A 23,238-nucleotide genomic window follows, 5' to 3' on the forward strand; every position below is an offset into this window, starting at 1 on the left:
ATGTCATTCGTTCCGACGGCTACCGCCGTATTGAATTATTGGGTTCGCATACTCGCTGCGCTCGAGAAGAAGATCAATCGCCAATCGTATGAGACGTGGCTAAAGCCGACGCGATTTTCGCATCTCGAGGGCAAGACGCTGTTCGTGCGCATTCCCTCAGCCGACTTTCAACATGTTGGTGACCGTTACGCCGACCTGATCCAGGAGGCGATCGATAATCTTGGCCTGGATGTTGAGACGGTGACGTTTACTACTCCCGAGCAGGACCCGCGTGCGCCCAAGCTGCGCGAGGATGGCGGCTTTGCGCCGGTGCCGAGCCATAGCCCGAATGCACCGAATTCCAATTCGAGAATGGGCGGACCGCAAAATTCAACCGGCTCGGGGGCGCGGCAGGGAGCCGGGCCGGAGCAGTCGCGGTTCGACTGGAACACAGCCTCGCAACTGAACCCGCGATACCAGTTCGACGCGTTCGTGATCGGCAGCGGCAACCAGTTCGCCATGGCGGCGGCGCAGGCTGTGGCCGAGCGGCCATCGAAGGCGTACAACCCGCTGTTTCTGTATGGCGGCGTGGGCATGGGCAAGACGCATCTGATGCACGCGATCGGCCACGACGTGAAGCGTCGGCAGCCGCATGCGTCGATCTGCTATGTGAGCGCGGAGAAGTTTACCAACGAGATGATCGACTCGGTGCGCTACGACAAGATGACCAGCTTCCGCGACAAGTTCCGCAGCGTGGACGTTCTCTTGATCGACGACATTCAGTTTCTGGCGGGCAAGGAGCGGACGCAGGAGCAGTTCTTCCACACCTTCAACACGCTGCACGAGAGCATGAAGCAGATTGTGATTGCCAGCGACCGGCCGCCGAAAGAGCTTTCGGACTTTGAAGACAGGCTGCGCTCGCGTTTCGAGTGGGGTTTGATCGCCGACATTCAGCCGCCTGATCTTGAGACCAAGGTTGCGATCCTGCAGAAGAAAGCTGAGAGTGAGCAGACGCAACTGCCGACCGATGTCGCTTTGTTCATCGCGTCGAACGTGCGGACCAATGTGCGCGAGCTTGAGGGCGCGCTGGTGCGGCTGATCGCGTGGTGCTCCATGCATGGCGTGGAGATTACGCTGGCGGTGACGCAGCAGTGCCTGAAGCAGTTCATCGACACGCAGGTCAGGAAGATCACGATTGAGGCGATTCAGCGCAGCGTCGCTGAGCAGTTTGGAATGCGCGTCGCGGAGTTGAAGCAGAAGAACAACTCGCGCCAGATTGTGGTGCCGCGGCAGATTGCGATGTATCTGGCGAAGCAGTTGACCGAGGCTTCGTTGCCTGAGATCGGGCGGCAGTTCGGGGGCAAGCACCATACGACGGTGATGCACTCGATTGCGAAGATCGACGAGCAGCGACGGACGGACAAGGCTCTGAACCAGACGGTGAACAAGCTGATGGAGACGTTGAGCTAGGTGGATTGCTTAACGGCTTAGCGCCGAGCGGATTGCAGGACGAGTAACGGATAAAAAGAGCGGCCCTCGCTTCGAGCAGGGCCGCTCTTTTGCGTCTCGATTGCTCGCCGCTGCTGCGAACCGGACAAATCCGGGGAGGTGGACTAGAATTTCGCCTCGGGTTCCCTAGCCATCAAACTTCACATTCAAAAGGAGAAGAGAATGAGTACGAGCGCCTCCGCAGTTACGCCGGAACGGATCATGCAGTTTGCGTGGGGGTATGTTCCCCCCTTGGTGCTGGAGTCGGCGATACACCATCGCGTCTTCGACGTGCTGGACAGCGGCCCGATGACGGTGAAGGAGGTGTCGGTGGCGACGGGAGCTTCGGAGCGCGGCCTGCGGGCCATCATGAATGTACTGGTGGGGCTGAATTTCCTCTCGAGAGGGGAGGAGGGGCGGTACGCTCTGACGCCGGAGAGCGAAGCGTTTCTGGTCAGCACGAAGCCCGGCTTTCAAGGGGGAGTGCTCAGGCATGGCAGTGGGCAGCTCATTCCAAAGTGGCTGCACTTGAATGAAATCGTACGCACTGGTAAACCGGTGCAGGCGGTCAATCAGGAGGAAGACGGCAGCGATTTCTTTCAGCAGTTCGTCGTCGATATCTTCCCCATGAGTTATCCCTCGGCAAGGACGCTGGCGAAGGAGCTGGCGTTGGATGAGACGGGAGCGGAGGTGCGTGTGCTGGATCTGGCGGCGGGCTCAGGAGTGTGGGGCATTGCGCTGGCCGAGAGTTCAGAGCGCGTGGCGGTGACAGCGGTGGATTGGGGCGACGTGCTGCCGGTGACGCAGAAGATGGTGGAGCGCTTCGGGCTGACGGACCGGTTCAGCTTCGTCGCCGGAGACCTCATGGAGGCGGACTTCGGGCACGGCCATAACGTTGCAACGCTAGGTCACATTCTGCATAGCGAGGGCGAGGCCAGGAGTCGAGCCTTGCTGCGGAAGACGTTCGACGCGCTGGCGCCGGGCGGAACGATTGTGATCGCCGAGTTCCTTGTGAACGAGGAGCGGACTGCGCCGCTGGGCAGCCTGTTCTTCGCGGCGAACATGCTGGTGAATACGGAAAATGGCGATACGTACTCGTTCGAAGAGATTGCAGGCTGGTTGAAGGATGCGGGATTTACCAATCCGCGTCTGCTGGACGCTCCGGGACCTTCGCCGCTGGTTCTAGCGACGAAGCCGTAGGTCGGATTTCAAAGCGATTACCAGGCGATGTAGACGGCTTTCTTGATCCACTGCGGGTTGTTGATCTGCTGCATCATGAAGTCGGCCACGTCTTCGCGGGAGATGCGGCTGGCGTTGGGCGGCAGAGCGTCGGGGTCGATACGCCACTTGCCGCGGCCGCGGCTGTTGGTGAGCATCGGCGGCATCGCCATGGTCCAGTCGAGGTCGCTGGCTGAGAGCGCAGCGTACTGGGCGCGCTGCGAGGCCACGGGCCACTTCAGGAAGGTGTTGTAGACGAGGTGCTCGACGATCCAGCGGCGCCAGGCCGGCTGCTTATCGAGCGCGTCGGGCTTTGCCCCGGCGGAGCCGAGGACGATGATACGGCGAACGCCCTTCTGCTGCATGGCTGCGACGATCACTGGGACGGCGCGCTCAAGAACATCCTCTTTTTTCAGCGACTTTGCGCCGAGCGCGGAGAGGACCACGTCTGCGCCTTCGATGGTCTGGGCGACGGCTGCGGGGTCGAAGACGCTGCCGTTTACCGCGTGGACCGCTATGCGCAGAGGAAAGGTCTCGGGATGGCGCAGCAGCGCGGTGACCTCATAACCGGCATCGAAACAGCGCTTGGTGAGCAGGCGTCCGGTCGCTCCGCTGGCTCCGAAGATGGCGATCTTCATAGAAGGCTCCTTTCAGATTTTGAACGACTTATCCTCAGCGTTATTGGATGTGTGTGAAAAACATGTGTATGGCAACTACCTCATTCCGTGTTGCTTTGACGGTATTCCCACGCTGGGGACCAGTCTTCTCAGAATTGCCGGATGTTGCCTGTGGAGAAAACGGATAACGAGGCCGACTTTGTGCAACGGGTGTCCAGTCTTCCTTGAGATGCGTTTTTCGGCGGCGGGTTTTCTAAAACCGGGACCAGAGTTAAGTCGATGACCTATCGATAGATAGGAGAGATATCCACTTTTCCAGCGACAATGATTATGAGTATGAGTATTTGTACTGTTTAAGTCTTGTTTCATAACAACACTCGCGCCTTGGCAGCAGGTTTGTGCGCTGGGGGAGAGTGCACGGCGGCTCACACAACGACCCTGCTTTCCACAAAGAATCCTGTCGCCTTCGAGAGCCGTTCGCCCCTAGAATCAGGGAATCAGGAAACGGGCCGAAGCCGGGGCGCGGAAAACACGCAGGCTGCGATTCGGTGTAAAGTTTTTGCAAGCGTTCCAGACGAAATTTGACGACTGAGATTCAGGGAGAACCCGACCGTGACGATCGCTACCCAGGAGCACCCGATGGACGAGACGACCGCAGCAGCAGCCCCCACCGGCAACCTCGAAATCACCGTGTCGCGCGCCGAGTTGCTGCGCGAGCTGACGGCGGCGCAGTCGGTGGTGGAGCGCAAGACGACGATCCCGATCCTGTCGAATTTTCTGTTCGAAGCGGCTGACGACAAGCTGACGATCACGGCGACCGATCTGGACCAGAGCCTGCGGACGAGCTGCGTGGCCAAGGTGAAGAAGCCGGGCGCCTGCACGATTCCGGCGCGCAAGCTGTACGACTACATCAAGCTGCTGCCCGAGGGAGAAATCTCTCTCAAACTGATGGACAACCATTGGGTACAGATTCGCGCTGGCCGCTCGAACACGAAGATGGTGGGCATGGCGCGGGCGAACTTCCCTCAGGTGCCGGAGTTTCCGGCTTCATCGGCGGTGAAGATTTCCGTGCCTGCTTTGAAGAACATGGTTTCGAAGACGATCTTCGCGATCTCGAACGAGGAGTCGCGCTACACGCTGAACGGTGCGCTGCTGGTGCTGAAGGCAGAGTCGATGGCGATGGTGGCGACGGATGGTCATCGGCTGGCGCACATCGAAAAGCTGGGGGAGACGCTGGAGGGAATCTCGGGCGAGAAGAAGACGCTGATTCCGCGCAAGGCGCTGGCTGAGATTGCCGGATTGCTGGGAAGCACCGATGCGGAGACGCTGGAGTTCGCGGACGACGACCAGACGCTGTTCTTCAAGATCGGCGGGCGCGTGCTGACCAGCCGCAAGCTGACCGGACAGTTCCCGAACTACGAGGCTGTGCTGCCGCGCGACAACACTAAGTTTGTGATCGTGCGCTCGGAAGACCTGATGAGTTCGATCCAGCGCGTGGCGCAGTTCGCGGATGAGCGGTCGGGCGCGATCAAGATTCGGCTGGAGCAGAATGAGCTGAAGTTGTCGTCGTCTTCGACGGATGCGGGCGAGTCGGAGGACACCATTGAGACACCGTACAACTACGATCCTCTGGTGGTTGGATTCAACAGCCAGTATCTGATCGACTTCCTCAAGGCGATTGGAAATACCGGCGAGGTGCGGCTGGAGTTCAAGGACGCGCAGAGCGCTGGGCAGATGCGGCCCGAGGACGCGAATGAGGATGTGAAGTACCGGTATATTTTGATGCCGATGCGGATCTGACGATTTGCCAAGTCGCGTTTCCAGGCCGGTTGCTCCTGGAAACGTGACTGCTTATTTCACTGAGGGGCTGTCGTCCGCTTTCAGGTCGCCAAGCGCGTATTGAATCCCAGCTCGAATGTGCTCCAGCATCGGCGTCATGGCATACACCCGATCACTGTGGCCGTGCCCTTCGTAGAAAACTCGCCCCTTGCCCTCGCGGCGAATATAACTCAAGGCATAATCGGCATCGGTTCGCGGATTCACTTCTTTTGCTTTATCTGCAGCGCTCATCTTGCCGTAGTCAATACTCGTCAGTACATGCACGTTTTTCCGCGAGAACGATTCCTGCTCGAATGTGTATGTCTCATCATGGATCTCGAACTCCTTACCATGGAACATAGCCGTCAAAGGACTGTTCGGGTCATCAATCTTGACAGTAATCAGTTGCGGATCGGGCCAGTGAAATTTGAAGTAACCGCCAATGAGCTTATTGAACTCCGGCCATTGCAGTACAGGTTTCGATTCCAGATGCAGACGACGCATGTCCGGTGGGGGTAACAATGAATTGAAATGCGCCACGAAATCGGCGCGGGTGACCTTACCCGTATTGCCGGTATCCAACTTCTGGAACCAATCATCGGCAAGTGCGGCCCACTCCTGCCGACTGACGGTTTCGTCGTTATCCTTGTCGGCTGCTGTGACGAGCCGGGAAGCTAAAACCAACGCTCCTAGGTTCCGTCCGGTACTGCCGTTCTTTGCAGCAGCCTCACTTGCCAGGCAATCGGTGTGGTACGAGTCTGTCGCCGCGTGTATTGCGGCAACGCCCTTTCCACCTCTCACGAAATCCAGAAATGCCGCTCGCCGCGCGGCCGTAACGGCGGGATTCGGATCGTCAAGAAAACACGCAGTTGTGCTGTCCAGGAAAATGGCGTCGTATTTCTTGAGATTATCGGTGTTGATATCCGCGGCGTCGTAACTGACAGTAGTGGTCCATAAACCGCCTCGGTTCCCCAGTGCTTCTACCGCCTTCGCAGCCAACGGGATGGAGGCATGCACGAACCCTCCAGCGCCCGTATGGGCCAGCACCAGCACTCTGCGTTCGTGTATCGGTTTGCTACCCGGGGTAGTCGGTAAGGCTGCCATCATGGCGTCCACAGCAGCTTGCGATACCGGGATCGGCGTCGAGTTACCGGCCGGATTGAAAGTGTTGGCTTGCCCGGGCTTCACGGCGGGCGGCGCCGGCAGCAACTTGCTGATTCCGGCCAAAATCTGAGACTGGGTAAGAGTCCGGCTATTTGTGTCGTCCCAGGCTGTAAACCAGGAGTTGAAGCCAGACTCCAGTTCGGGCCGAGTCAGCGTTCCATCCTTATGGGTGTCGAGGGCAGCAAATAGCGCCTGAGCTGTTTGGCCACCGCGCGGTGCCTGCGCTCGTAGATCCGCGATACCGAATGCGAGCAGTACAGCAGCGCCAGTCGAGATACAAGTCGTTGCGATAAATCTGGTTTGTCTCATAAATTCCGTCGGAGTGAGTGTATATCGAATGGGATCTTCGAGTCGCGGCAAAAAAATTGACGGTTTTGGCGATTTGGAGAAGACGCGGGACATCAAGCAGAATTTGTTTTGAGCGATGATGCTGGATGAGTGACTCGGCCTGATATCGCCATTTCAATCGCGGTCGCTAGTCCGATATGGCGACAACTCGCAAAAGTGGATGGCAGGACCCTGCGCCCTTTTCCCTGGATCTCAATCGCATGAGCTCGCTCTGTGAGGGCTACGCCTGTTGGTAGCAAGGATGGAGCACAGGCATCATCGAGCGAAGAGATTGAGTGGAACAGCTTCGCCCATTGCTTTATATCCAGCGGGTGATGGATGCAGGTGATCTCCGGAATCGAAGGCGGGAAGCAGATGGTCGGGGTGGTGCGGATCGCGCACCACGCTGTCGAAGTCGATGACTGCGTCGAAGTGGCCCGCTGCACGAATCCACGCGTTGACCGCTTGGCGATCGGCCTCACTGAGCGGACCGGGATGGTAGTAGTCTGACCCCACATATGGTGTTATGGTCGCGCCAAATACACGCAGCCCATGGGCGTGGGCGCGGAGAACAATCTGCTCGTCGGCGGACAGGACGCGCTTCACCAGCGCGGCGTGTTCATCGGGCGTTACCTCGCCGTTGCGCGCTAGACCTCCGAGATCGTTCACGCCTTCGAACAGGATGACCCAGCGCACGCCCGCAGGTGCCAGCACGTCGCGATCGAAGCGGGCCAACGCATTGGGGCCCAGCCCATTGATTAGCAGATGATTCCCGCCGATGCCCTGGTTCGAAACGCCAACGCTTCGCGTATCCGGCGATGCCTGCAGCCGTTGCGCGAGAACGTCGGTCCAGCGATCGTTTCCATTGGTGGTCGCGGCGTGCCCGTCGGTGATGGAGTCTCCCAGCGCCACGATGGAAGCCGCACCGGAAGTCGCCAGCACGTCGATCCCGGAGACCTGGCACCAGTGGTCTGCGTGCTTTGCGCCCAGCAGATTTGGCTCGCCCACGGAATCTCCATGAACGAAGTAGGAGGTGGCGCGCGAGCCGGGATGGCCGGTCTCTGTTGCTGGAGGCGCGTCGAGATGGAAGGTCACGGAGAGGTCGGAGAGAGCGGCTACGGGGTAGTTCAATGCATCGGATACGAACTCCGCACCCGGGGGCACGGTCACTTCATTGCTCCCGGCAAAGGTCAGAGGCCGGTCGGTTGCTGGATCGATTGTGGAGGAAGAGGGCGAGATTGGCCGCGCGATGTGCACCGAGGTAAAGTGCAGCGCCTCGGTTCCGAACGCATTCGATAGATGAACGCGCAGCGCCGCTCCGCCGACAGAGAGATGGAAGATTTGACGCACCGTGGCATCGCGCAGATCGTCGGTCGGCATGGCATTCTGCGGCTCGGGAATCTGTTGCGAGGCGCCCCAAGTTGCGACCCACGTTTGCTGCCCCTGCGCGTTCGAGTGCGTCGCAGGAAACGTCATCGCCATCAGGATGGTAAAAATTGCGCGGATTTTCAGTGCGTTCTCCTCAGGTCACGATTTACCATTGTTTGCCATAACTAAATCGTTTTTTCAAAGCGCAGCAAGAATATCATTCGTGGAGGTTGGGCGTGGGTTTGTTGCTGAAGTCTGTTGCTGTTTCCCTTTCGTGTCTATGCGCAGTTGCGGCAATGGGCCAGAGCATCGAGGCTGCTTCCAGTTCACCGCGCCCGGTCCCTTTTACGTCGGAGCAAGATCATCAGAACATGATGGACCAGCTCGGCATCAAGGCGCTGCGTCCGGGGCCGAGCGGCGATGAGAAGGCACCGAACCACGCTAACTATGATGAGTCGAAGGCCAATCCATATCCTGATCTTCCCGATTCTCTGACATTGAACGATGGCGGGAAGGTCACGACTCCGCAGATGTGGTGGGAGAAGCGCCGTCCTGAGATCGTGGCGATGTATGAGAGGTATGTCTACGGCCGCATCCCTAAAGAGGTGCCCACGGTGAAGTGGAGCGTCACTGCGGTCGATCACGAGAGGATCGGCTTTACTCCCGTCATCGCCAAGGATCTGGTTGGGCAGGTCGACAACTCTTCTTATCCTGCTATCAGCGTCAAGATCCACATGACGTTGGTTACGCCGGCAAACGCGAAGGGACCTGTTCCCGTTCTCGTGATGTTTGGTCGCGCCGGTTTTCCCGCACCGCATGAGCCTTCGGGCGACGACTTTGACCGCATCAACGCGGCATGGAAGGCGCTTCTTGTGCAGCAGGACCCTTCCTTGAAAGAGGTCTTTGCAAATCATCCCGCCTGGCAGCCGGTTAAGGCTACGCCCTTTCAATTTCCGGCACTGAATGCGGACGGTGGTCTGCCCAACACCTGGCAGTTGGCCGCAGCGGGCTGGGGTTTCGCGCTGCTCGACCCGGCCAGCGTGCAGGCTGACGACGGCGCTGGAATGACGCGCGGCATCATCGGTCTGGTCAACAAGGGGCAGCCGCGCAAGCCGGAAGACTGGGGCGCGCTGCGGGCGTGGGGCTGGGGTGCGGGGCGTGCTCTCGACTACCTCGTGACCGATCCCTCGGTCGACGCAAAACATGTCGGCATCGAAGGCGTCTCGCGCTACGGCAAAGCTGCTTTGGTAACTATGGCGTTCGATCAGCGCTTCGCTATGGTTCTTGTCGGCTCCTCCGGCAAGGGTGGGGCTACGCCGCTGCGCCGTAATTATGGTGAAGCGGTCGAAAGCCTCACCGGCGGCGAGTACTACTGGATGGCTGGAGACTTCATGAAGTACGGCGCATCCGAGGCCAGCTTTGGCAGCAAGACGCCGGGAGATATTCCTGTCGATTCGAATGAACTCATCGCGTTGTGTGCGCCCCGGCTGACGTTTATCAGCTATGGGATTCCCGAGAAGGGCGACGCCCACTGGCTCGACCATGAGGGCAGCTTTATGGCGACGGTGGATGCGAGCCGGGTGTTTACGCTGCTTGGCGCCAAAGGCCTCGATGTGGAAGGGGACTATCATACGGCGAAGATGCCGCCGGTGAATCAGGGGTTCCTCTCTGGAAAGCTCGCGTGGCGACAGCATGACGGCGGGCACACCGATGCGCCGAACATGAAGTATTTCATCGAGTGGACGGACAAGTTTATCGGTCACACTCCGCCGCAATAGGAAGGCAGATGCCGAATGCTTAACCCTGAAATGACAGCTTTTTTCGGGCGGCAGGGGCACAGACACGGCCTTGAGCAACCGGAGCCATCAGCAGGTCTCGCAGGGTGCTTGAGGAATGACTGTGGGCAACGGTGCGCCTTCGAGGAGGGCGTACTTCGCCGGAGAGCAACATGCCTTCGCGAGTCGCGCCCTGTCTGCCTGCATGCCCTTGTCTTCCTGAAGCCAGTCCAGTGTCTGCCGAAGAATCTGAGATGCGCCGAGATGCGGTGGCATGACGATGCGATAGTGCATCCATCGTCCTTCCCGCCGCGCCGAGATGATTCCAGCGCTGCGCAGGTAAGCGAGGTGGCGGGAGATCTTGGGTTGGGGGCCGCCGAGAATCTCGACGAAGTAGCACACACAAATCTCCTGATCGCCCATAAGGTTCAGGAGCCGGAGGCGGGTGTTGTCCCCGAGAGCCTGGAAGAGCCGTTCTATGTTAAAAGTCCGCTTCGCTGCCATGAATCCAATATATACGCATTGACGTATTAGTTGTCCGAGAATATAGTCGCCTAAGCGAATATTTTGGAGGCGGGCATGTCGGAGCAGCTATTGGATTCGGTGAAGTCGAAGTACGGCGCGGTCGCAGAGAGCACGCTATCGAACGATCACGCAGGCGTGAAGGCGGTCGCGGAGGCCTTTGGCTACAGTGCAGAGGAACTGACTTCGATTCCCGCCGGGGCGAATATGGGACTCTCCTGCGGGAATCCCACGGCGACGGCGCACTTGAAGCCGGGTGAGGTTGTGGTCGATCTCGGCTCCGGTGGAGGTCTCGATGTGTTTCTTGCATCTCGGATGGTGGGCCCGGAGGGACGCGCTATCGGCATTGATATGACGACGGCGATGATCGAGCGTGCGCGTGAGAATGCACAGAAGGGCGGTTATACCAATGTGGAGTTCTACCAATCCACCATTGACCAGATCCCGCTCGAGGATGCTTCTGTCGATTGCATCATCTCGAATTGCGTCATCAATCTCGCACCGGATAAGCCAGCCGTCTTCCGCGAGATTGCGCGAGTCTTGAAGCCGGGTGGCCGCGTCGCCTTGAGCGACATTGCGCTGAAGCACGATCTGCCTGAAGCGGTCGCGCAGAGCATGGCGGCTTATGTCGGCTGCATTGCCGGGGCGATTTTGATTGACGACTATCGTGCCGGGCTGCTCGCAGCCGGATTTCAGCATGTGGAAATTGTGGATAGCGAAGCCGATTTGAACGCATATGCCAAGGTCGAGAATCAGGCAGGTTGTTGCTCGCCGAGCATGGAAGTTGGCAGCCCCTTCCAGGTGATCGGAGATGCTTGTTGCACACCGGCAACGAGCGAGCCTTCGTTGCACGAGGAGCTGACGACGCTTCTCTCGCAGTATGACGTGAACGAAGCGGCGGCCAGCGTGAAGGTTTACGCTATCAAACCTCGGGTCGTATAGGAGACGCGATGTACAAGGTAATCTTTGCGTGCGTCCACAACGCGGGGCGCTCACAGATGGCGGCAGCTTTCTTCAATCACCTCGCCGACCCGCAAAAAGCGGAAGCAATATCTGCCGGTACTGAGCCCGGGCTGCGGGTGCATCCCGAAGTGCTGACAGTTATGCAGGAAGTTGGCATCGACCTAAGCGGTGCCAGGCCTCAAAGGCTGACCGAGGCCTTGGCGCGGGAAGCGCAACTGCTCATTACGATGGGCTGCGGGGATCAATGCCCCTATGTTGAAGGGCTGCGCCGCGATGATTGGCCGCTGCCCGATCCTAAAGGACGGCCCCTCGATGAAGTCCGCGCTGTGCGCGACGACATTCGAAGCCGGGTTTCAGCACTGCTGAATACAGAGGGTTTAGGTAAAGCTTAGCTGTCAGATTAGCCGCACGCTTTCCAGCGTCTTCGTCGACCTCCTTTTTCCCGTCTCCCCCATATTGTTCGTGCATAGCACAAAAGTGCAGTCTCGATCACGGAAGTGGAAGTGCCAATCACTAAAGATTCCGGCACTCTATTTACAAGTAAACGAGGTCTTCGAGCCATGCGAATCGCATCTGTAGGAACTGCATTTCCGGAACATCGCTATCCCCAGGCCGTTATCACGGAAGCCCTGAAAGAACGTATGCAGGACAAACTGGTGATCCCCGCCATCATGAACCGTCTTCACAATAATTGTGGAGTCGACTTCCGCCACATTATGTTTCCCCTGGACACTTTGGGAACGCGTTCTGGATTCGGTCCGAACAACGACCTGTGGATCAAGGGCGCCCTGGATCTTGGCCAGAAGGCAATTCAGAAGGCGCTCGATCACGTCGGTCTCGCTCCGTCGGATATCTCCGCCATCTTCTTTACCTCCGTTACGGGAATAGCCTGTCCGAGCATCGACGCTCGCCTGGTCAACCTGATGGGCTTTCCCAAGGACATCAAACGTACCCCGATCTTCGGACTCGGTTGCGTCGCCGGAGCCGCGGGGATTTCCCGCGCGACGGACTACGTGCGCGCGTTTCCGAAGCAGTACGCGCTTCTGCTCTCGGTCGAGTTGTGCTCGCTCACGTGGCAGGAAAATGACCATTCCATGGCCAATCTTGTTGCCTGCGGACTCTTCGGAGACGGTGCGGCCGCGGTTGTCCTCGCAGGAGAAGAGACGCCGATTGCCCAAAAGCCGACGAGCGTTGAAGATCCGTGCCCCCGCGTCGTTGCTACTCGTTCTACGTTCTACCCCGACACGGAACACCTGATGGGATGGAACATCGATGAGAGCGGTTTCAACATTGTCCTCTCCGCGGACGTGCCGGAACTTGTCAGTACGAAACTTCGGAGCACGGTGGAAGACTTCCTCTCCGACAATGAGATGAGCCAGGGACAGATTTGCAGCTACATCATGCACAGCGGAGGACCCAAGGTGCTGAAAGCGATGGAGAGCAGCCTTAACCTGCCGCCCAATGCTTTGGCGGCTTCCTGGAACAGCCTGCGTCAGCGCGGGAATCTCTCCTCCGCCTCTGTCCTTACGGTGTTGCAGGATTCTTTGCTGAACCGCCCCGGAAGCCCAGGTTGTTACAGCATGATGGGCGCGATGGGACCGGCGTTCTGCTCGGAACTGCTTCTGCTTCAGTGGTAAGGTTGACGAATCGCAAATAATAAAAAGGGAGCCGATTGCGGCTCCCTTTTTAGCGCGAAGGGAAAGAACTCGCTACGAATTTCGAAGGTAGTCTTCTCCTGAATATTGGCGGGCCTAACGGGCAGCACCATAATTCTTTTTTAAAATTGCGATCAGGATAAGAAGAGAAGCAAGCAGACGCACAAGGTATATCCACGGGCTGCCTTCATTCGGTTTTTCGAGAAATAGCACGGAGGCGCGGCTGAGCGCCTCGATGATGAAAGCAATGGCGAATGCGAGAAATAAGAAGTCTCTTGTACGCTTCCAGAATTTCAGGAAGAAGATGCCTGCCATCAATGAACAGGTGGCGATAATACCTAACAGAAATCCTTGAATCATCGGGTCACTCACCTTCCCATATCAGTCCATAGAGCAAAAGCAGGGTGGCGACGGCAGCGGTGGCCAGCCGCCAGACGTAGAGGTCCACCTGCGGCAAGACCACTAAATCGAGAAATAAAAGTAAATTGGATATGGCGAGTCCAAAAAAACAAAGGCTGCTCCATAACAAGAGCCTCTGCTTCATACGCCAATATCCGCGCAAAAGCAGGATGGCGCAGGTCGCAAACGTCATAGAACTTAAAATGTAAACTGCTGGTCCCATATCACTCCCGGTCCTTCGTAAAGCGGAAGGCCTGGGCGAACTCCCGTATGCCAGGAGCCGCCTTTGAATGAATCATTCTGGATATCCGAATGAGATTTCTACGATAAGCGGCGTCGACAGCCTGAACCAGGCCATCCCGTTTGCCGGACTCATAACGGTACAACTCTGGAACGCCGTGCCTGGCGAGAAGCCCACGCCTCGTTAACCCTTGCAGAATATTGCGGGCGACTCCGGACGACACGTACAACGCATTTGCCATCTCTTCCACCGTCCATTGCTTCGGACGGTTGTTCCATAGCAGCAGCAAAGCCTCAAGATGAGGAACGGTATCGATTTGATCCAGAATGAACGCATCGACTTCTTTGGTATGTAGAGTCTCTTCATTCATGAAACAAGCTCGATCCTCAGTATCACGACGCAGAAATTGGTATCTCCACCCTAACTCTGCATTTTTTCATTCCGCAGGGGTGGTCAAAGGGTATGACCATAGGCCGCCAATATTTCGGCAACTGTTTTGAAGAGAAGCTCGGGGCCTCCCACTTTGCTTATAAATCGATCGGCATAGCTTGCATCCGCGGGTAGCTCGTTGACTCCCGAGATGAGGATGACGGGCATCGTGGGGCGGCTGGATTTGATGGTTTTGGTGAGTTCGGTACCGGTCATGCCTGGCATCATCTGATCGGAGAGAACAAGATCGATGCCGCCGGCGGCGAGCAGTTCCAGGGCTTCCTTGCCCGATTCTGCGGTTAAAATCCTGTAGCCCTGTCTTTGCAGGATGAGGCTGCGGAGCGTTCGGGGAATCCTTTCGTCGTCGACGATCAGGATTGTGATGTCGTCAGCGGCCATGGGAATTTTCGGTTACCTCTTCTGCGGGAGCAAAGTGAATTGTCTCGTCAATTTTCTGAAGATCCGCGTTAGGCAGTGTCACTTGGAAGCAGGTAACCTTGCGATCTGTAAGCGCGAGGGTGCGGAAGCGGATTGTTCCGCCATATTTCTGGATAATCCCTTTGCTGATCCAAAGGCCCAGCCCGGTGCCCTTGGTGGATTTCGTGGTGAAGAAGGGTTCGAAGAGGTGCTTTGCGTGTTCGGGCTCGATGCCGGCGCCCGTATCGCAGATGGAGATGCAAACAGAGGGATGCCGGTTCTTTCCGGAGGTGGTTTCGAAGACATGGAGGCGCATCGTGCCGCCCTCGGGCATCGCCTGGGCTGCGTTTCCAATCAGATTGAGAAATACCTGTTTGAGCTCAACAGGAAAGCCCTGGATTGTGCCGCCGCTACGGTACTCCTTTCGTAGAGTGATATTGCTGAACTCCATGCGACGAGTTTGCAATTCAAGGATTTCATCGAGAAGGCCGGAGATGGAGACCTGCACCGGGTGTTTGGATTCGCGATAGAAGCCAAGGGTCTGCCGTGTGATATGAGCGACGCGACGAAGCTCCTCCTCGCCGAGCTTTGCATAGTAGCGTGCTTCTTCGTCGAGCGAGGGGTGGTCGCGAAGCAGATAAAAAGTATTGGTGATGGCTTCGAGCGGGTTGTTGATCTCGTGCGCGATAATGCCGGCGACCCTTCCCATAGCAGCCAGCCGTTCGGTCTTGCGCAGCGCATCCTCCGTCTTTAGTTGGGCGGTGATATCGCGGTTGATCTCAAGGATCGCATTGCCGTCCGCCTTGAGAGCCTTTCGACAGGCGACGACCACTTCATGACCGTCGCGGGTGGTCTGGGTAAGGTTTCCCTCCCACTTACCGTTCTGGGCCAGAGTAGCCTGCACGCTGCTGTATTCCGTCGGGAACCTGGTTTGCAGGACCTGGTGAACCGGTTTGCCGAGCACCTCTTCACGCTGCCAGCCATAGAGCGCCTCGGCTCCGGAATTCCAGAAGAGGACGGTGCCGTTCATGTCTCGCACGATGATTGCTTCGGTGGCCAATTCGAGCAGATCTGCGCGCTCGCGAAGCAGATCTTCGTTCTCCCGTATCTGTGCTGTCCGGTCTTCTACGCGCTTTTCCAGTTCGCTGTTCAGGCGTTCCAGTTGGCGGTTCTTGCGATGCAGTTCGGCAAAGACGCTGACCTTGGCACGAAGCAGCTCAGGAATTACAGGGACTGAGATGTAATCGACAGCGCCGCTCCGGTAGCCCTTAATGCGGTCCAGATCAGTGAGATGGACCGCGGAGATAAAGATGATGGCAGTCTTCTGAAAGCGGGGATGCTGGCGCATCATCTCCGCGAGTTCGAAGCCGTCTATCTCAGGCATGCTGACGTCCATCAGGACGACCGCAATGTCGTTGCGCAATAGCTGGTCGAGTGCTTCCCTGGCCGACCTTGCCTTGATCAGGTTTTCTCCCAGTGTTCCAAGAATGGCCTCATAGCTCATCAGCTTGCCAGGCTGATCGTCCACCATGAGTATGTTCGCCCGATCGTTATCTTTCATCTTCTCCCTTTGCTGCTGAGGCCCGCATTCGAGTCGGCGGCTGCCTTTGCGCCCTGCTTGACCATGGGTAATTTATCTGTGAAGCCACATGCGAAGTGCCGACAACAACTGTTCTGTATTGACGGGCTTTGCCAAATACTCGGAGGCGCCGGCTTCAAGACACTTTTCGCGGTCGCCCTTCATTGCCTTTGCCGTCAATGCGATGATGGGTAGCCGGCGGAACTGTGGATTTCGCCGTATCACCTGCATGGTTTCATATCCATCCATCTCGGGCATCATGATATCCATCAGAACGATCCCGAGATCGGATGTGGATTCGACCGTAGCAATTGCCTCGCGGCCGGTTCCGGCGGTTAGCACCACCATGCCGCGGCGTTCCAGAACGCTGCTGAGCGCGAAGATATTCCGCACGTCATCATCGACGATGAGCACCTTTCGGCCAACCAGCGCCTCATCGGACTGGTGCAGACGGTCGAGCATCTTTTGCTTTTCAATTGGAAGCTCGGATACAACCCTGTGGAGAAAGAGGGCTGTTTCGTCGAGCAGGCGTTCGGGCGATTCGACATCCTTCACAATGACGCTGCGCGCCAGCATGTGCAATCGCGCGTCTTCTTCCGGCGACAGGTCCTTTCCAGTGAAGACGACCACGGGCAGATCTCTTCCGTTCTGAATCTTGCTCAACTGCTCCAGCAACTCAAAACCTGTCATGTCCGGGAGCCGAAGATCGAGGACGGCACAGTCAAACGGTTGGGTACTGATAGCGGTCAGCGCATCCGAACCGGTCGAGACAACAGAAACGTCGATATCATCATGCCCCAGCAGAGCTTCGATGCTGAGCTGCTGTGCGGGTTCGTCTTCGACAACCAGAAGCCGCTTGCGCCGCGGGGCGGAGTATTCGCGGATGTGTGCGATGGCAGCGTCGAGCCCTTCGGGCGTCGTCGGCTTGGTTACAAACGCAAACGCTCCATGAGAGAGGCCGTGATGCCAATCCTCGTCCATGGTTAACATCTGGACGGGAATGTGGCGGGTTGAAGGGTCCTGCTTCAAGTGGTTCAGCACCGTCCAGCCGAGCATATCGGGCAATGCGACATCCAGCGAAACCGCTGTCGGGTGGAACTCCCGCGCCAGCGCAAGCGCTTCAGAGCCTCGCAATGCCACAAGAACCTTGAAGCCTTTCTCTCTCGACAGATCGCACAAAATTCGTGCGTAATGGATGTCATCTTCAACGATGAGCAGGACAGCATCGCCCGACTGTATGTCGTTGCGGTCGTCCTGAAGCTGCTCCATCGGCTCCTCCATCGCGGTGATGGCGGAGGCTGGCAGCTCGAAGCGTGACCCATGTTGAGGGTCCTTCGGCGGGTTGACGTTTGAGGCAGATGGCCCCACATAGGTCTGCGGGAGGTAAAGGGTAAAGGTGCTTCCCTTGCCCGGCGTGCTTTTTAGTTGGATCTCACCGCCGAGCAGGCTGGCCAGTTCGCGGCTGATGGCGAGGCCAAGGCCTGTTCCACCATATTTGCGACTGGTGCCCGCATCGGCCTGCTGGAAGGCTTCGAAGATGATTCTCTGCTTCTCGGGCGGGATGCCGATGCCGGTGTCGCAGACCTCAAAGGCGATGACGGAAGCTGCATTCGTTAGTATCTGATGGCGTTCTGTCCAACCACTCGTAACGGCCGAGACGGACAATCGCACGCCGCCCTGCTCCGTGAATTTGAAGGCATTGGAGAGGAGGTTTTTGAGCACCTGCTGGACGCGCTTTGAGTCGGTGACCAGACTGCGCGTGAGATGAGCGTCGCTGTTCACCTCGAAGACGAGCTTGCGGTTGTCCGCCTCGTGCCGGAAGGGGCGCGCCACCATCTCGATGAGGCTGCCGAAGAAGACCTCTTCGGCCTCGACGGAGACGGTGCCGGACTCGATCTTGGACAGGTCCAGGATGTCGCTGATGAGGTTGAGAAGGTCGGTTCCGGCGCCGTGAATCGTGCGAGCAAACTCGACCTGCTTGCCGGTGAGGTTGCTGTCCGGATTATCCGCAAGCTGCTGGCCGAGGACGAGAATGCTGTTGAGCGGCGTGCGCAGTTCGTGCGACATGTTGGCCAAGAACTCGGACTTGTACTTGGAGGTGAGGGCGAGCTCTTTGGCTTTCTCTTCCAACGCTCCGCGGGCCTGTTCGATCTCCTGATTCTTGCGCTCGACTTCAGCATTCTGCTCGGCTAGCTGTTTCGCCTTCTGTGCAAGCTGCTCGTTCGTCTGCTGCAACTCTTTCTGCTGGGTTTGCAGTTCGACCGCCAGTTGTTGCGACTGCTTGAGCAGGCCTTCCGTCTGCATGGTGGCTTCAATACTGTTGAGCACGATGCCGATGCTGGAGGTCAACTGTTCGAGGAAGGCGAGATGAGAGGGGGTAAAGTTGTTCAGGCTGGCCAGTTCGATGACGGCTTTGACGCGATCTTCGAAGAGGACCGGTAGGACTATGACGTTCCGGGGAACTGACTCGAACAGGCCGGAACGGATTGGAACAGTATGGCTTGGCAGATTGGAGATCAACATGCGCCGCTTTTCCAGGGCACATTGGCCAACCAAACCCTCACCGACCTTCACTATCTCCTGGTGGCCTTCCGTTGAGTCCGCGAAAGCAGATAGAAGCACCATGTTGCGCGGCTCCTCTGCCTCCATCTGATAAAGAACGCCTTGCTGCGCGTTGACCAGAGGCGCCAGCTCCGACAGCAGCATTCGGCCTACGGTCGTCAGTTCACGCTGGCCCTGCAACATGCCGGTGAAGCGGGCGAGATTGGTCTTCAGCCAGTCCTGTTCGGTATTGCGGTCGGTGGTCAGCCGCAAGTTGTCGATCATGGTGTTGATGTTGTCTTTGAGTTCGGCAACTTCTCCGCTGGCGTCCACCTGAATGGAACGGGTCAGGTCGCCCTTGGTGACGGCGGTTGCCACTTCGGCGATAGCGCGGACCTGGTTGGTAAGGTTATCGGCGAGAAGATTGACGTTGCCGGTAAGGTCTTTCCAGGTTCCGGAAGCACCCGGCACGTTCGCCTGTCCGCCGAGGCGGCCTTCTACACCGACTTCGCGGGCGACGGTCGTGACCTGATCGGCGAAGGTGGCGAGCGTGTTCGTCATGTTGTTGATGGTCTCTGCCAATGCAGCCACTTCGCCCTTGGCATTCACCGTGAGCTTCTGGGTCAGCTCTCCGTTAGCAACGGCGGTCACGACCTTGACGATGCCGCGTACCTGCTCGGTCAGGTTCACGGCCATGACGTTGACGTTGTCAGTAAGGTCCTTCCAGGTTCCGGCGACGTCGGGAACCTGCGCCTGGCCTCCCAGCTTGCCTTCGGTGCCGACTTCGCGGGCGACGCGCGTTACTTCGGCGGCGAAGGCGTTCAACTGGTCCACCATGGTGTTGATGGTGTTCTTCAACTCCAGAATTTCGCCCTTCACGTCGACAGTGATCTTGCGAGAGAGGTCGCCGCGAGCGACCGCCGTTGTCACTTCAGCAATGTTGCGGACCTGGCCGGTCAGATTTCCAGCCATTGAGTTGACCGAGTCTGTAAGGTCTTTCCAGGTGCCTGCGACTCCCGGCACGTTGGCTTGTCCACCCAGCCTTCCTTCGGTTCCAACTTCGCGAGCCACGCGGGTTACTTCACCGGCGAAGGCGTTGAGCTGGTCCACCATGGTGTTGATGGTTTCTTTGAGCAGCAGAATTTCGCCGCTCACATTCACGGTGATCTTCTTGGAAAGGTCTCCGCTGGCAATGGCGGTCGCCACCTCGGCAATATTTCGCACTTGCGCCGTGAGATTGCCCGCCATGAAGTTGACGTTGTCGGTAAGGTCCTTCCACGTACCGGCGACACCCGGCACCCGGGCCTGGCCGCCCAGTTTTCCATCGGTACCGACCTCGCGAGCGACACGCGTCACTTCACCGGCGAACGACCGGAGCTGATCCACCATGGTATTGATGGTGTCTTTGAGTTCGAGAATCTCTCCGCGGACGTCGACGGTAATCTTGCGGGAGAGGTCGCCGCGAGCAACGGCGGTCGCCACTTCAGCGATATTACGTACCTGGGCCGTGAGATTTCCGGCCATAAAGTTGACCGAGTCGGTAAGGTCTTTCCACGTACCGGCGACACCCGATACCCGCGCTTGACCGCCGAGCTTGCCTTCGGTTCCTACTTCGCGAGCCACGCGCGTTACTTCACCGGCGAAGGCGTTGAGCTGGTCGACCATGGTGTTGATGGTGTTCTTCAACTCCAGAATTTCGCCCTTCACGTCGACGGTGATCTTGCGGGAGAGGTCGCCGCCTGCCACGGCCGTGGTGACCTCGGCGATATTGCGGACCTGACCGGTAAGATTTCCGGCCATCGAGTTGACCGAGTCCGTTAAGTCCTTCCAGGTACCGGCGACGCCCGGCACGTTCGCCTGTCCGCCGAGCCTGCCTTCGGTTCCAACCTCGCGGGCCACACGCGTTACTTCGCCAGCGAAGCGGTTGAGCTGGTCAACCATGGTGTTCAAAGTTTCTTTAAGCTGGAGAATCTCTCCACGCACATCGACCGTGATCTTGCGGGAGAGGTCGCCATTCGCAATCGCGGTCGCCACCTCGGCGATATTGCGGACCTGGCCGGTGAGATTGCTGGCCATGAAGTTGACGTTGTCGGTAAGGTCCTTCCAGGTTCCACCGACGCCCAGCACCTGTGCCTGACCGCCGAGCTTGCCTTCGGTTCCGACCTCTCGGGCTACACGCGTAACTTCACCAGCAAAGGCATTGAGCTGGTCGACCATCGTGTTGATGGTGTCCTTCAGTTCGAGAATCTCGCCTTTGACGTCGACGGTAATCTTGCGGGAGAGGTCGCCGCGGGCGACGGCCGTAGTAACTTCCGCAATGTTGCGGACCTGTGCGGTCAGGTTTCCAGCCATGGCGTTCACCGAGTCGGTGAGGTCTTTCCATGTGCCGGCGACACCAGGCACTACCGCCTGGCCGCCGAGCTTGCCGTCCGTGCCCACTTCGCGAGCCACGCGGGTGACTTCGGAGGCAAAGGAGCGCAATTGATCGACCATCGTATTGATGGCTTCTTTGAGCTGGAGGATCTCGCCGCGAACGTCCACGGTAATCTTGCGCGAGAGGTCGCCGCTGGCCACGGCAGTCGCGACCTCGGCGATATTACGCACCTGCCCGGTCAGGTTGCTCGCCATGGAGTTGACCGAATCGGTGAGGTCCTTCCAGGTACCGGCGACCCCAGGCACTACCGCCTGGCCGCCGAGCTTGCCGTCCGTGCCGACTTCGCGAGCTACTCGCGTGACCTCGGCAGTGAAGATGCCAAGCTGTTGAATCATGGTGTTGACGATGTTGGCGGAACGCAGGAACTCACCCTCGAGAGGTCTTCCGCCCACATCCAACCGTACGGTTTGCGCGAGATTGCCTTGAGCGACGGCGGCGATGGCGCGAGTCACTTCTGTCGTCGGTCTCAGCAGGTCCTCGACCAGAGTATTGACGGAACCTTCCATCCTGCCCCAGGACCCGCGGGACTGCTGAAAACGGGTGCGCTCCCGTGTCTTACCCTCTTTACCGACGGCCTGGCCGACTCGATTGAGTTCATCGGCCATCTGTTCGTTTGCCGCAACAATGTCATTAAAGGTGTCGGCGATCTTACCTTCGAGACCAACCCACGCCACGGGGAGCCTCACGGAGAAATTACCGTCCCGCATGGTCTGTAGACTTGCGAGAATGAGCGCCAGACTATCTGCCTGAGGGATCGATTGGTCGCTTGATCCCTTGCCATTCTTTCCATTTCCGGTGGGCTTGTTTTTTTTGTCTTCCTTGGCTGTAACTGTGGCGGTTGTCGCCATAAAATCAGGATCTCCCGTTCAAGTGCAGATCAAAAACCGCGTCTCAGGTATCTAACTAACGTAAGGGCACCGCAATTTCAAAAACTTTATAAGCCCTTCATGGAAGCAAATGGATCTTCATCGTTACAGATTAGCCTGCATCAGAAAACATAGAAAAACATAGAACGAGACGCATTATCAGATGCAGACTAACAGGCTCAGGATGGCCGCTTGTGGTTTTGTAACCCTGCCCCAATTCTCCTTATTATCCAACTTTGTACCTCTGTCCCGCATCAGGAGCGTCGACGGTGATGAGAAGTCCTGCTGCACATCGTGCCGGGATCTGACTGATAGGTGCGTATCGTAAAACGGTACTGATCCTGGATCGATTATCGTGCTACGGCGCGGTCCTCTTGAATTCCACTAAATATGTAGCTGTCGCTAAAGACTCCCCGCTCCCGCTAAAATCCTATCGTTCCTGAATCGTCTCAATCGGAAGGCACAAAACTCCATGTCCCCATCGTATTGCTGCTATGCGCGCTTCGTTCGTCAGTCACTTTTGCCGATAGCTGCGTTGGGTGTCTTATGCCTGACGCTCCCGGCGGCGCTCAGCGCCCAGACGGTGCCGCCCGCGCTGGAGTCTCCTGCCGCGCAGCCGCCGCAAACGGGTTCGCATGGCGAGAAGCTGATTGGTATGCCGAAGTTTCACGACCCCGCGCCCTACGACATTGACGAGCACACGGGATACAAGCAGATCTTCGATGGTAAGAGTTTCGCCGGATGGGACGCCGACCCGAGCATCTGGCGCGTCGAAGACGGCGTTATGGTGGGCGAAACGTTTGAGGGCAAGCCGAAGGGCAACAACTACGTCGTCTATCGCGGTGACAAGACCCGCGACTTCGACCTGAAGCTGCAGATGAAGATCGAAAAAGGCGGTGGGGGTGGAATTCAGTACCGCAGCGTCACCGGTGTACCGTGGACCCGACCGCAGCCCGCGGGCCAACCGCCGTATGACCTCAAGTTTATGATGACCGGGCCACAGGCCGACTTCTGGTTCCCGGTCACGGCACGGGCTGCGTCGTACACAGGTCAGTGGTACTCCGAAAACACCATGCAGGGCATCCTCGCGTACCGCGGTCAGGTAACGCAGGCGTTGCCCGGCCAGACCAATCGCCTGGTCGCCACTATCGGCGACAAGCAGGCGCTGGGTGGCTATGTGAAGGTAAACGAATGGAACGACTACGAGATCATCGCGCGCGGCGGAGTGATGATGCACATCATGAACGGCCAGCTGATGGCTGTCTTCATCGATGACAATAAAGACTCAGTCAATAACCAACCGGGACTTATCGGCTTCGAGATCGAAAGCCAGCCGTGCAAAATCTCTGTGCGCAATATCTGGCTTCGGAAGTTCGATTAGTCGGTCAGCTTCGCCTCGACAGTGTAAGCTCGACGGTTGGCTGTCAATTGTCACGCG

The 23,238-nt window shown here is 57.9% G+C and carries 18 protein-coding genes; 8 read left to right on the top strand and 10 right to left on the bottom strand.

Annotation, left to right across the window (positions count from 1 at the left end; all coding sequences use genetic code 11):
* Both dnaA and P4G45_RS00010 read left to right on the top strand, forming a co-directional pair.
* Complete coding sequence (gene dnaA, locus P4G45_RS00005; RefSeq protein ID WP_348267644.1) at positions 1–1,449, top strand: chromosomal replication initiator protein DnaA; 1,449 nt, start codon at positions 1–3, stop codon at positions 1,447–1,449.
* Positions 1,450–1,650: 201 nt separating this feature from the next.
* Positions 1,651–2,667: a methyltransferase gene (locus tag P4G45_RS00010; protein ID WP_348267645.1), complete on the top strand. Its 1,017-nt coding sequence runs from the start codon at positions 1,651–1,653 to the stop codon at positions 2,665–2,667.
* 17 nt (positions 2,668–2,684) lie between these two features.
* Here the strand turns inward: P4G45_RS00010 and P4G45_RS00015 are convergent, their stop codons facing one another.
* Positions 2,685–3,323 carry an SDR family oxidoreductase gene (locus P4G45_RS00015; protein ID WP_348267646.1) on the bottom strand — a complete coding sequence of 213 codons (639 nt, stop codon included), beginning with the start codon at positions 3,321–3,323 and terminating at the stop codon, positions 2,685–2,687.
* Positions 3,324–3,941: 618 nt separating this feature from the next.
* Here P4G45_RS00015 and dnaN point away from each other — a divergent pair.
* Positions 3,942–5,102, top strand: a complete 1,161-nt coding sequence (gene dnaN / locus P4G45_RS00020; RefSeq protein ID WP_348269281.1) for a DNA polymerase III subunit beta — start codon at positions 3,942–3,944, stop codon at positions 5,100–5,102.
* 51 nt (positions 5,103–5,153) lie between these two features.
* Here dnaN and P4G45_RS00025 read toward each other — a convergent pair whose 3' ends face one another.
* On the bottom strand, positions 5,154–6,593 hold the full coding sequence (locus P4G45_RS00025) for a ThuA domain-containing protein (protein WP_348267647.1): 1,440 nt from the start codon (positions 6,591–6,593) through the stop codon (positions 5,154–5,156).
* Positions 6,594–6,887: 294 nt separating this feature from the next.
* Positions 6,888–8,087, bottom strand: coding sequence for an SGNH/GDSL hydrolase family protein (locus P4G45_RS00030; protein ID WP_348267648.1), 1,200 nt, complete (start codon positions 8,085–8,087; stop codon positions 6,888–6,890).
* Between the two features lie 188 nt (positions 8,088–8,275).
* On the opposite strand from P4G45_RS00030, the gene P4G45_RS00035 reads away from it, so the two are divergent.
* A complete protein-coding gene (locus P4G45_RS00035; RefSeq protein ID WP_348267649.1) occupies positions 8,276–9,757 on the top strand; it encodes an acetylxylan esterase in 1,482 nt (493 codons plus the stop codon).
* Between the two features lie 87 nt (positions 9,758–9,844).
* Here the strand turns inward: P4G45_RS00035 and P4G45_RS00040 are convergent, their stop codons facing one another.
* On the bottom strand, positions 9,845–10,258 hold the full coding sequence (locus P4G45_RS00040; protein WP_348267650.1) for a metalloregulator ArsR/SmtB family transcription factor: 414 nt from the start codon (positions 10,256–10,258) through the stop codon (positions 9,845–9,847).
* Between the two features lie 75 nt (positions 10,259–10,333).
* Here P4G45_RS00040 and arsM point away from each other — a divergent pair, with 75 nt between their 5' ends.
* From arsM to P4G45_RS00055, 3 genes are all read left to right on the top strand, one after another.
* Positions 10,334–11,218, top strand: a complete 885-nt coding sequence (arsM, locus tag P4G45_RS00045; protein ID WP_348267651.1) for an arsenite methyltransferase — start codon at positions 10,334–10,336, stop codon at positions 11,216–11,218.
* A gap of 8 nt (positions 11,219–11,226) precedes the next feature.
* Positions 11,227–11,631 (top strand): arsenate reductase ArsC, encoded by a 405-nt coding sequence (locus P4G45_RS00050; RefSeq protein WP_348267652.1) that lies wholly within the window; start codon positions 11,227–11,229, stop codon positions 11,629–11,631.
* A gap of 168 nt (positions 11,632–11,799) precedes the next feature.
* Positions 11,800–12,876 carry a type III polyketide synthase gene (locus tag P4G45_RS00055; protein ID WP_348267653.1) on the top strand — a complete coding sequence of 359 codons (1,077 nt, stop codon included), beginning with the start codon at positions 11,800–11,802 and terminating at the stop codon, positions 12,874–12,876.
* A gap of 114 nt (positions 12,877–12,990) precedes the next feature.
* Here the strand turns inward: P4G45_RS00055 and P4G45_RS00060 are convergent, their stop codons facing one another.
* The 6 genes from P4G45_RS00060 to P4G45_RS00085 all read right to left on the bottom strand — a co-directional run bounded on the left by P4G45_RS00060 (position 12,991) and on the right by P4G45_RS00085 (position 21,782).
* Entirely contained in the window at positions 12,991–13,266 is a 276-nt protein-coding gene (locus tag P4G45_RS00060; protein WP_348267654.1) for a DUF5985 family protein, read from the bottom strand.
* Positions 13,259–13,516: a DUF5985 family protein gene (locus P4G45_RS00065; RefSeq protein ID WP_348267655.1), complete on the bottom strand. Its 258-nt coding sequence runs from the start codon at positions 13,514–13,516 to the stop codon at positions 13,259–13,261. Before P4G45_RS00065 ends, P4G45_RS00060 begins: the two co-directional genes overlap by 8 nt.
* 1 nt (position 13,517) lies before the next feature.
* On the bottom strand, positions 13,518–13,904 hold the full coding sequence (locus P4G45_RS00070; RefSeq protein ID WP_348267656.1) for a hypothetical protein: 387 nt from the start codon (positions 13,902–13,904) through the stop codon (positions 13,518–13,520).
* Positions 13,905–13,987: 83 nt separating this feature from the next.
* A complete protein-coding gene (locus P4G45_RS00075; protein WP_348267657.1) occupies positions 13,988–14,362 on the bottom strand; it encodes a response regulator in 375 nt (124 codons plus the stop codon).
* A complete protein-coding gene (locus P4G45_RS00080) occupies positions 14,352–15,941 on the bottom strand; it encodes an ATP-binding protein (protein ID WP_348267658.1) in 1,590 nt (529 codons plus the stop codon). The genes P4G45_RS00075 and P4G45_RS00080 overlap by 11 nt, the downstream gene beginning before the upstream one ends.
* A gap of 72 nt (positions 15,942–16,013) precedes the next feature.
* Positions 16,014–21,782: a HAMP domain-containing protein gene (locus P4G45_RS00085; RefSeq protein WP_348267659.1), complete on the bottom strand. Its 5,769-nt coding sequence runs from the start codon at positions 21,780–21,782 to the stop codon at positions 16,014–16,016.
* Between the two features lie 490 nt (positions 21,783–22,272).
* Here P4G45_RS00085 and P4G45_RS00090 point away from each other — a divergent pair, with 490 nt between their 5' ends.
* Positions 22,273–23,181: a DUF1080 domain-containing protein gene (locus P4G45_RS00090; RefSeq protein WP_348267660.1), complete on the top strand. Its 909-nt coding sequence runs from the start codon at positions 22,273–22,275 to the stop codon at positions 23,179–23,181.
* The last annotated feature ends 57 nt before the right edge of the window (positions 23,182–23,238 follow it).

Origin of the sequence: Edaphobacter paludis (assembly GCF_039993895.1) — a bacterium.
Lineage (GTDB): Bacteria > Acidobacteriota > Terriglobia > Terriglobales > Acidobacteriaceae > Edaphobacter > Edaphobacter paludis.

Bases quoted from the DNA above. Each gene is read 5' to 3' on its own strand.
- P4G45_RS00035 (WP_348267649.1), top strand. From the start codon at position 8,276: ATGGGCCAGAGCATCGAGGCTGCTTCCAGTTCACCGCGCCCGGTCCCT.
- P4G45_RS00065 (WP_348267655.1), bottom strand. From the start codon at position 13,516: ATGGGACCAGCAGTTTACATTTTAAGTTCTATGACGTTTGCGACCTGC.
- dnaN (WP_348269281.1), top strand. From the start codon at position 3,942: ATGGACGAGACGACCGCAGCAGCAGCCCCCACCGGCAACCTCGAAATC.
- dnaA (WP_348267644.1), top strand. From the start codon at position 1: ATGTCATTCGTTCCGACGGCTACCGCCGTATTGAATTATTGGGTTCGC.
- P4G45_RS00055 (WP_348267653.1), top strand. From the start codon at position 11,800: ATGCGAATCGCATCTGTAGGAACTGCATTTCCGGAACATCGCTATCCC.
- P4G45_RS00070 (WP_348267656.1), bottom strand. From the start codon at position 13,904: ATGAATGAAGAGACTCTACATACCAAAGAAGTCGATGCGTTCATTCTG.
- P4G45_RS00050 (WP_348267652.1), top strand. From the start codon at position 11,227: ATGTACAAGGTAATCTTTGCGTGCGTCCACAACGCGGGGCGCTCACAG.
- P4G45_RS00040 (WP_348267650.1), bottom strand. From the start codon at position 10,258: ATGGCAGCGAAGCGGACTTTTAACATAGAACGGCTCTTCCAGGCTCTC.
- P4G45_RS00010 (WP_348267645.1), top strand. From the start codon at position 1,651: ATGAGTACGAGCGCCTCCGCAGTTACGCCGGAACGGATCATGCAGTTT.
- P4G45_RS00085 (WP_348267659.1), bottom strand. From the start codon at position 21,782: ATGGCGACAACCGCCACAGTTACAGCCAAGGAAGACAAAAAAAACAAG.
- P4G45_RS00075 (WP_348267657.1), bottom strand. From the start codon at position 14,362: ATGGCCGCTGACGACATCACAATCCTGATCGTCGACGACGAAAGGATT.
- arsM (WP_348267651.1), top strand. From the start codon at position 10,334: ATGTCGGAGCAGCTATTGGATTCGGTGAAGTCGAAGTACGGCGCGGTC.
- P4G45_RS00090 (WP_348267660.1), top strand. From the start codon at position 22,273: ATGTCCCCATCGTATTGCTGCTATGCGCGCTTCGTTCGTCAGTCACTT.
- P4G45_RS00030 (WP_348267648.1), bottom strand. From the start codon at position 8,087: ATGACGTTTCCTGCGACGCACTCGAACGCGCAGGGGCAGCAAACGTGG.
- P4G45_RS00015 (WP_348267646.1), bottom strand. From the start codon at position 3,323: ATGAAGATCGCCATCTTCGGAGCCAGCGGAGCGACCGGACGCCTGCTC.
- P4G45_RS00025 (WP_348267647.1), bottom strand. From the start codon at position 6,593: ATGAGACAAACCAGATTTATCGCAACGACTTGTATCTCGACTGGCGCT.
- P4G45_RS00080 (WP_348267658.1), bottom strand. From the start codon at position 15,941: ATGAAAGATAACGATCGGGCGAACATACTCATGGTGGACGATCAGCCT.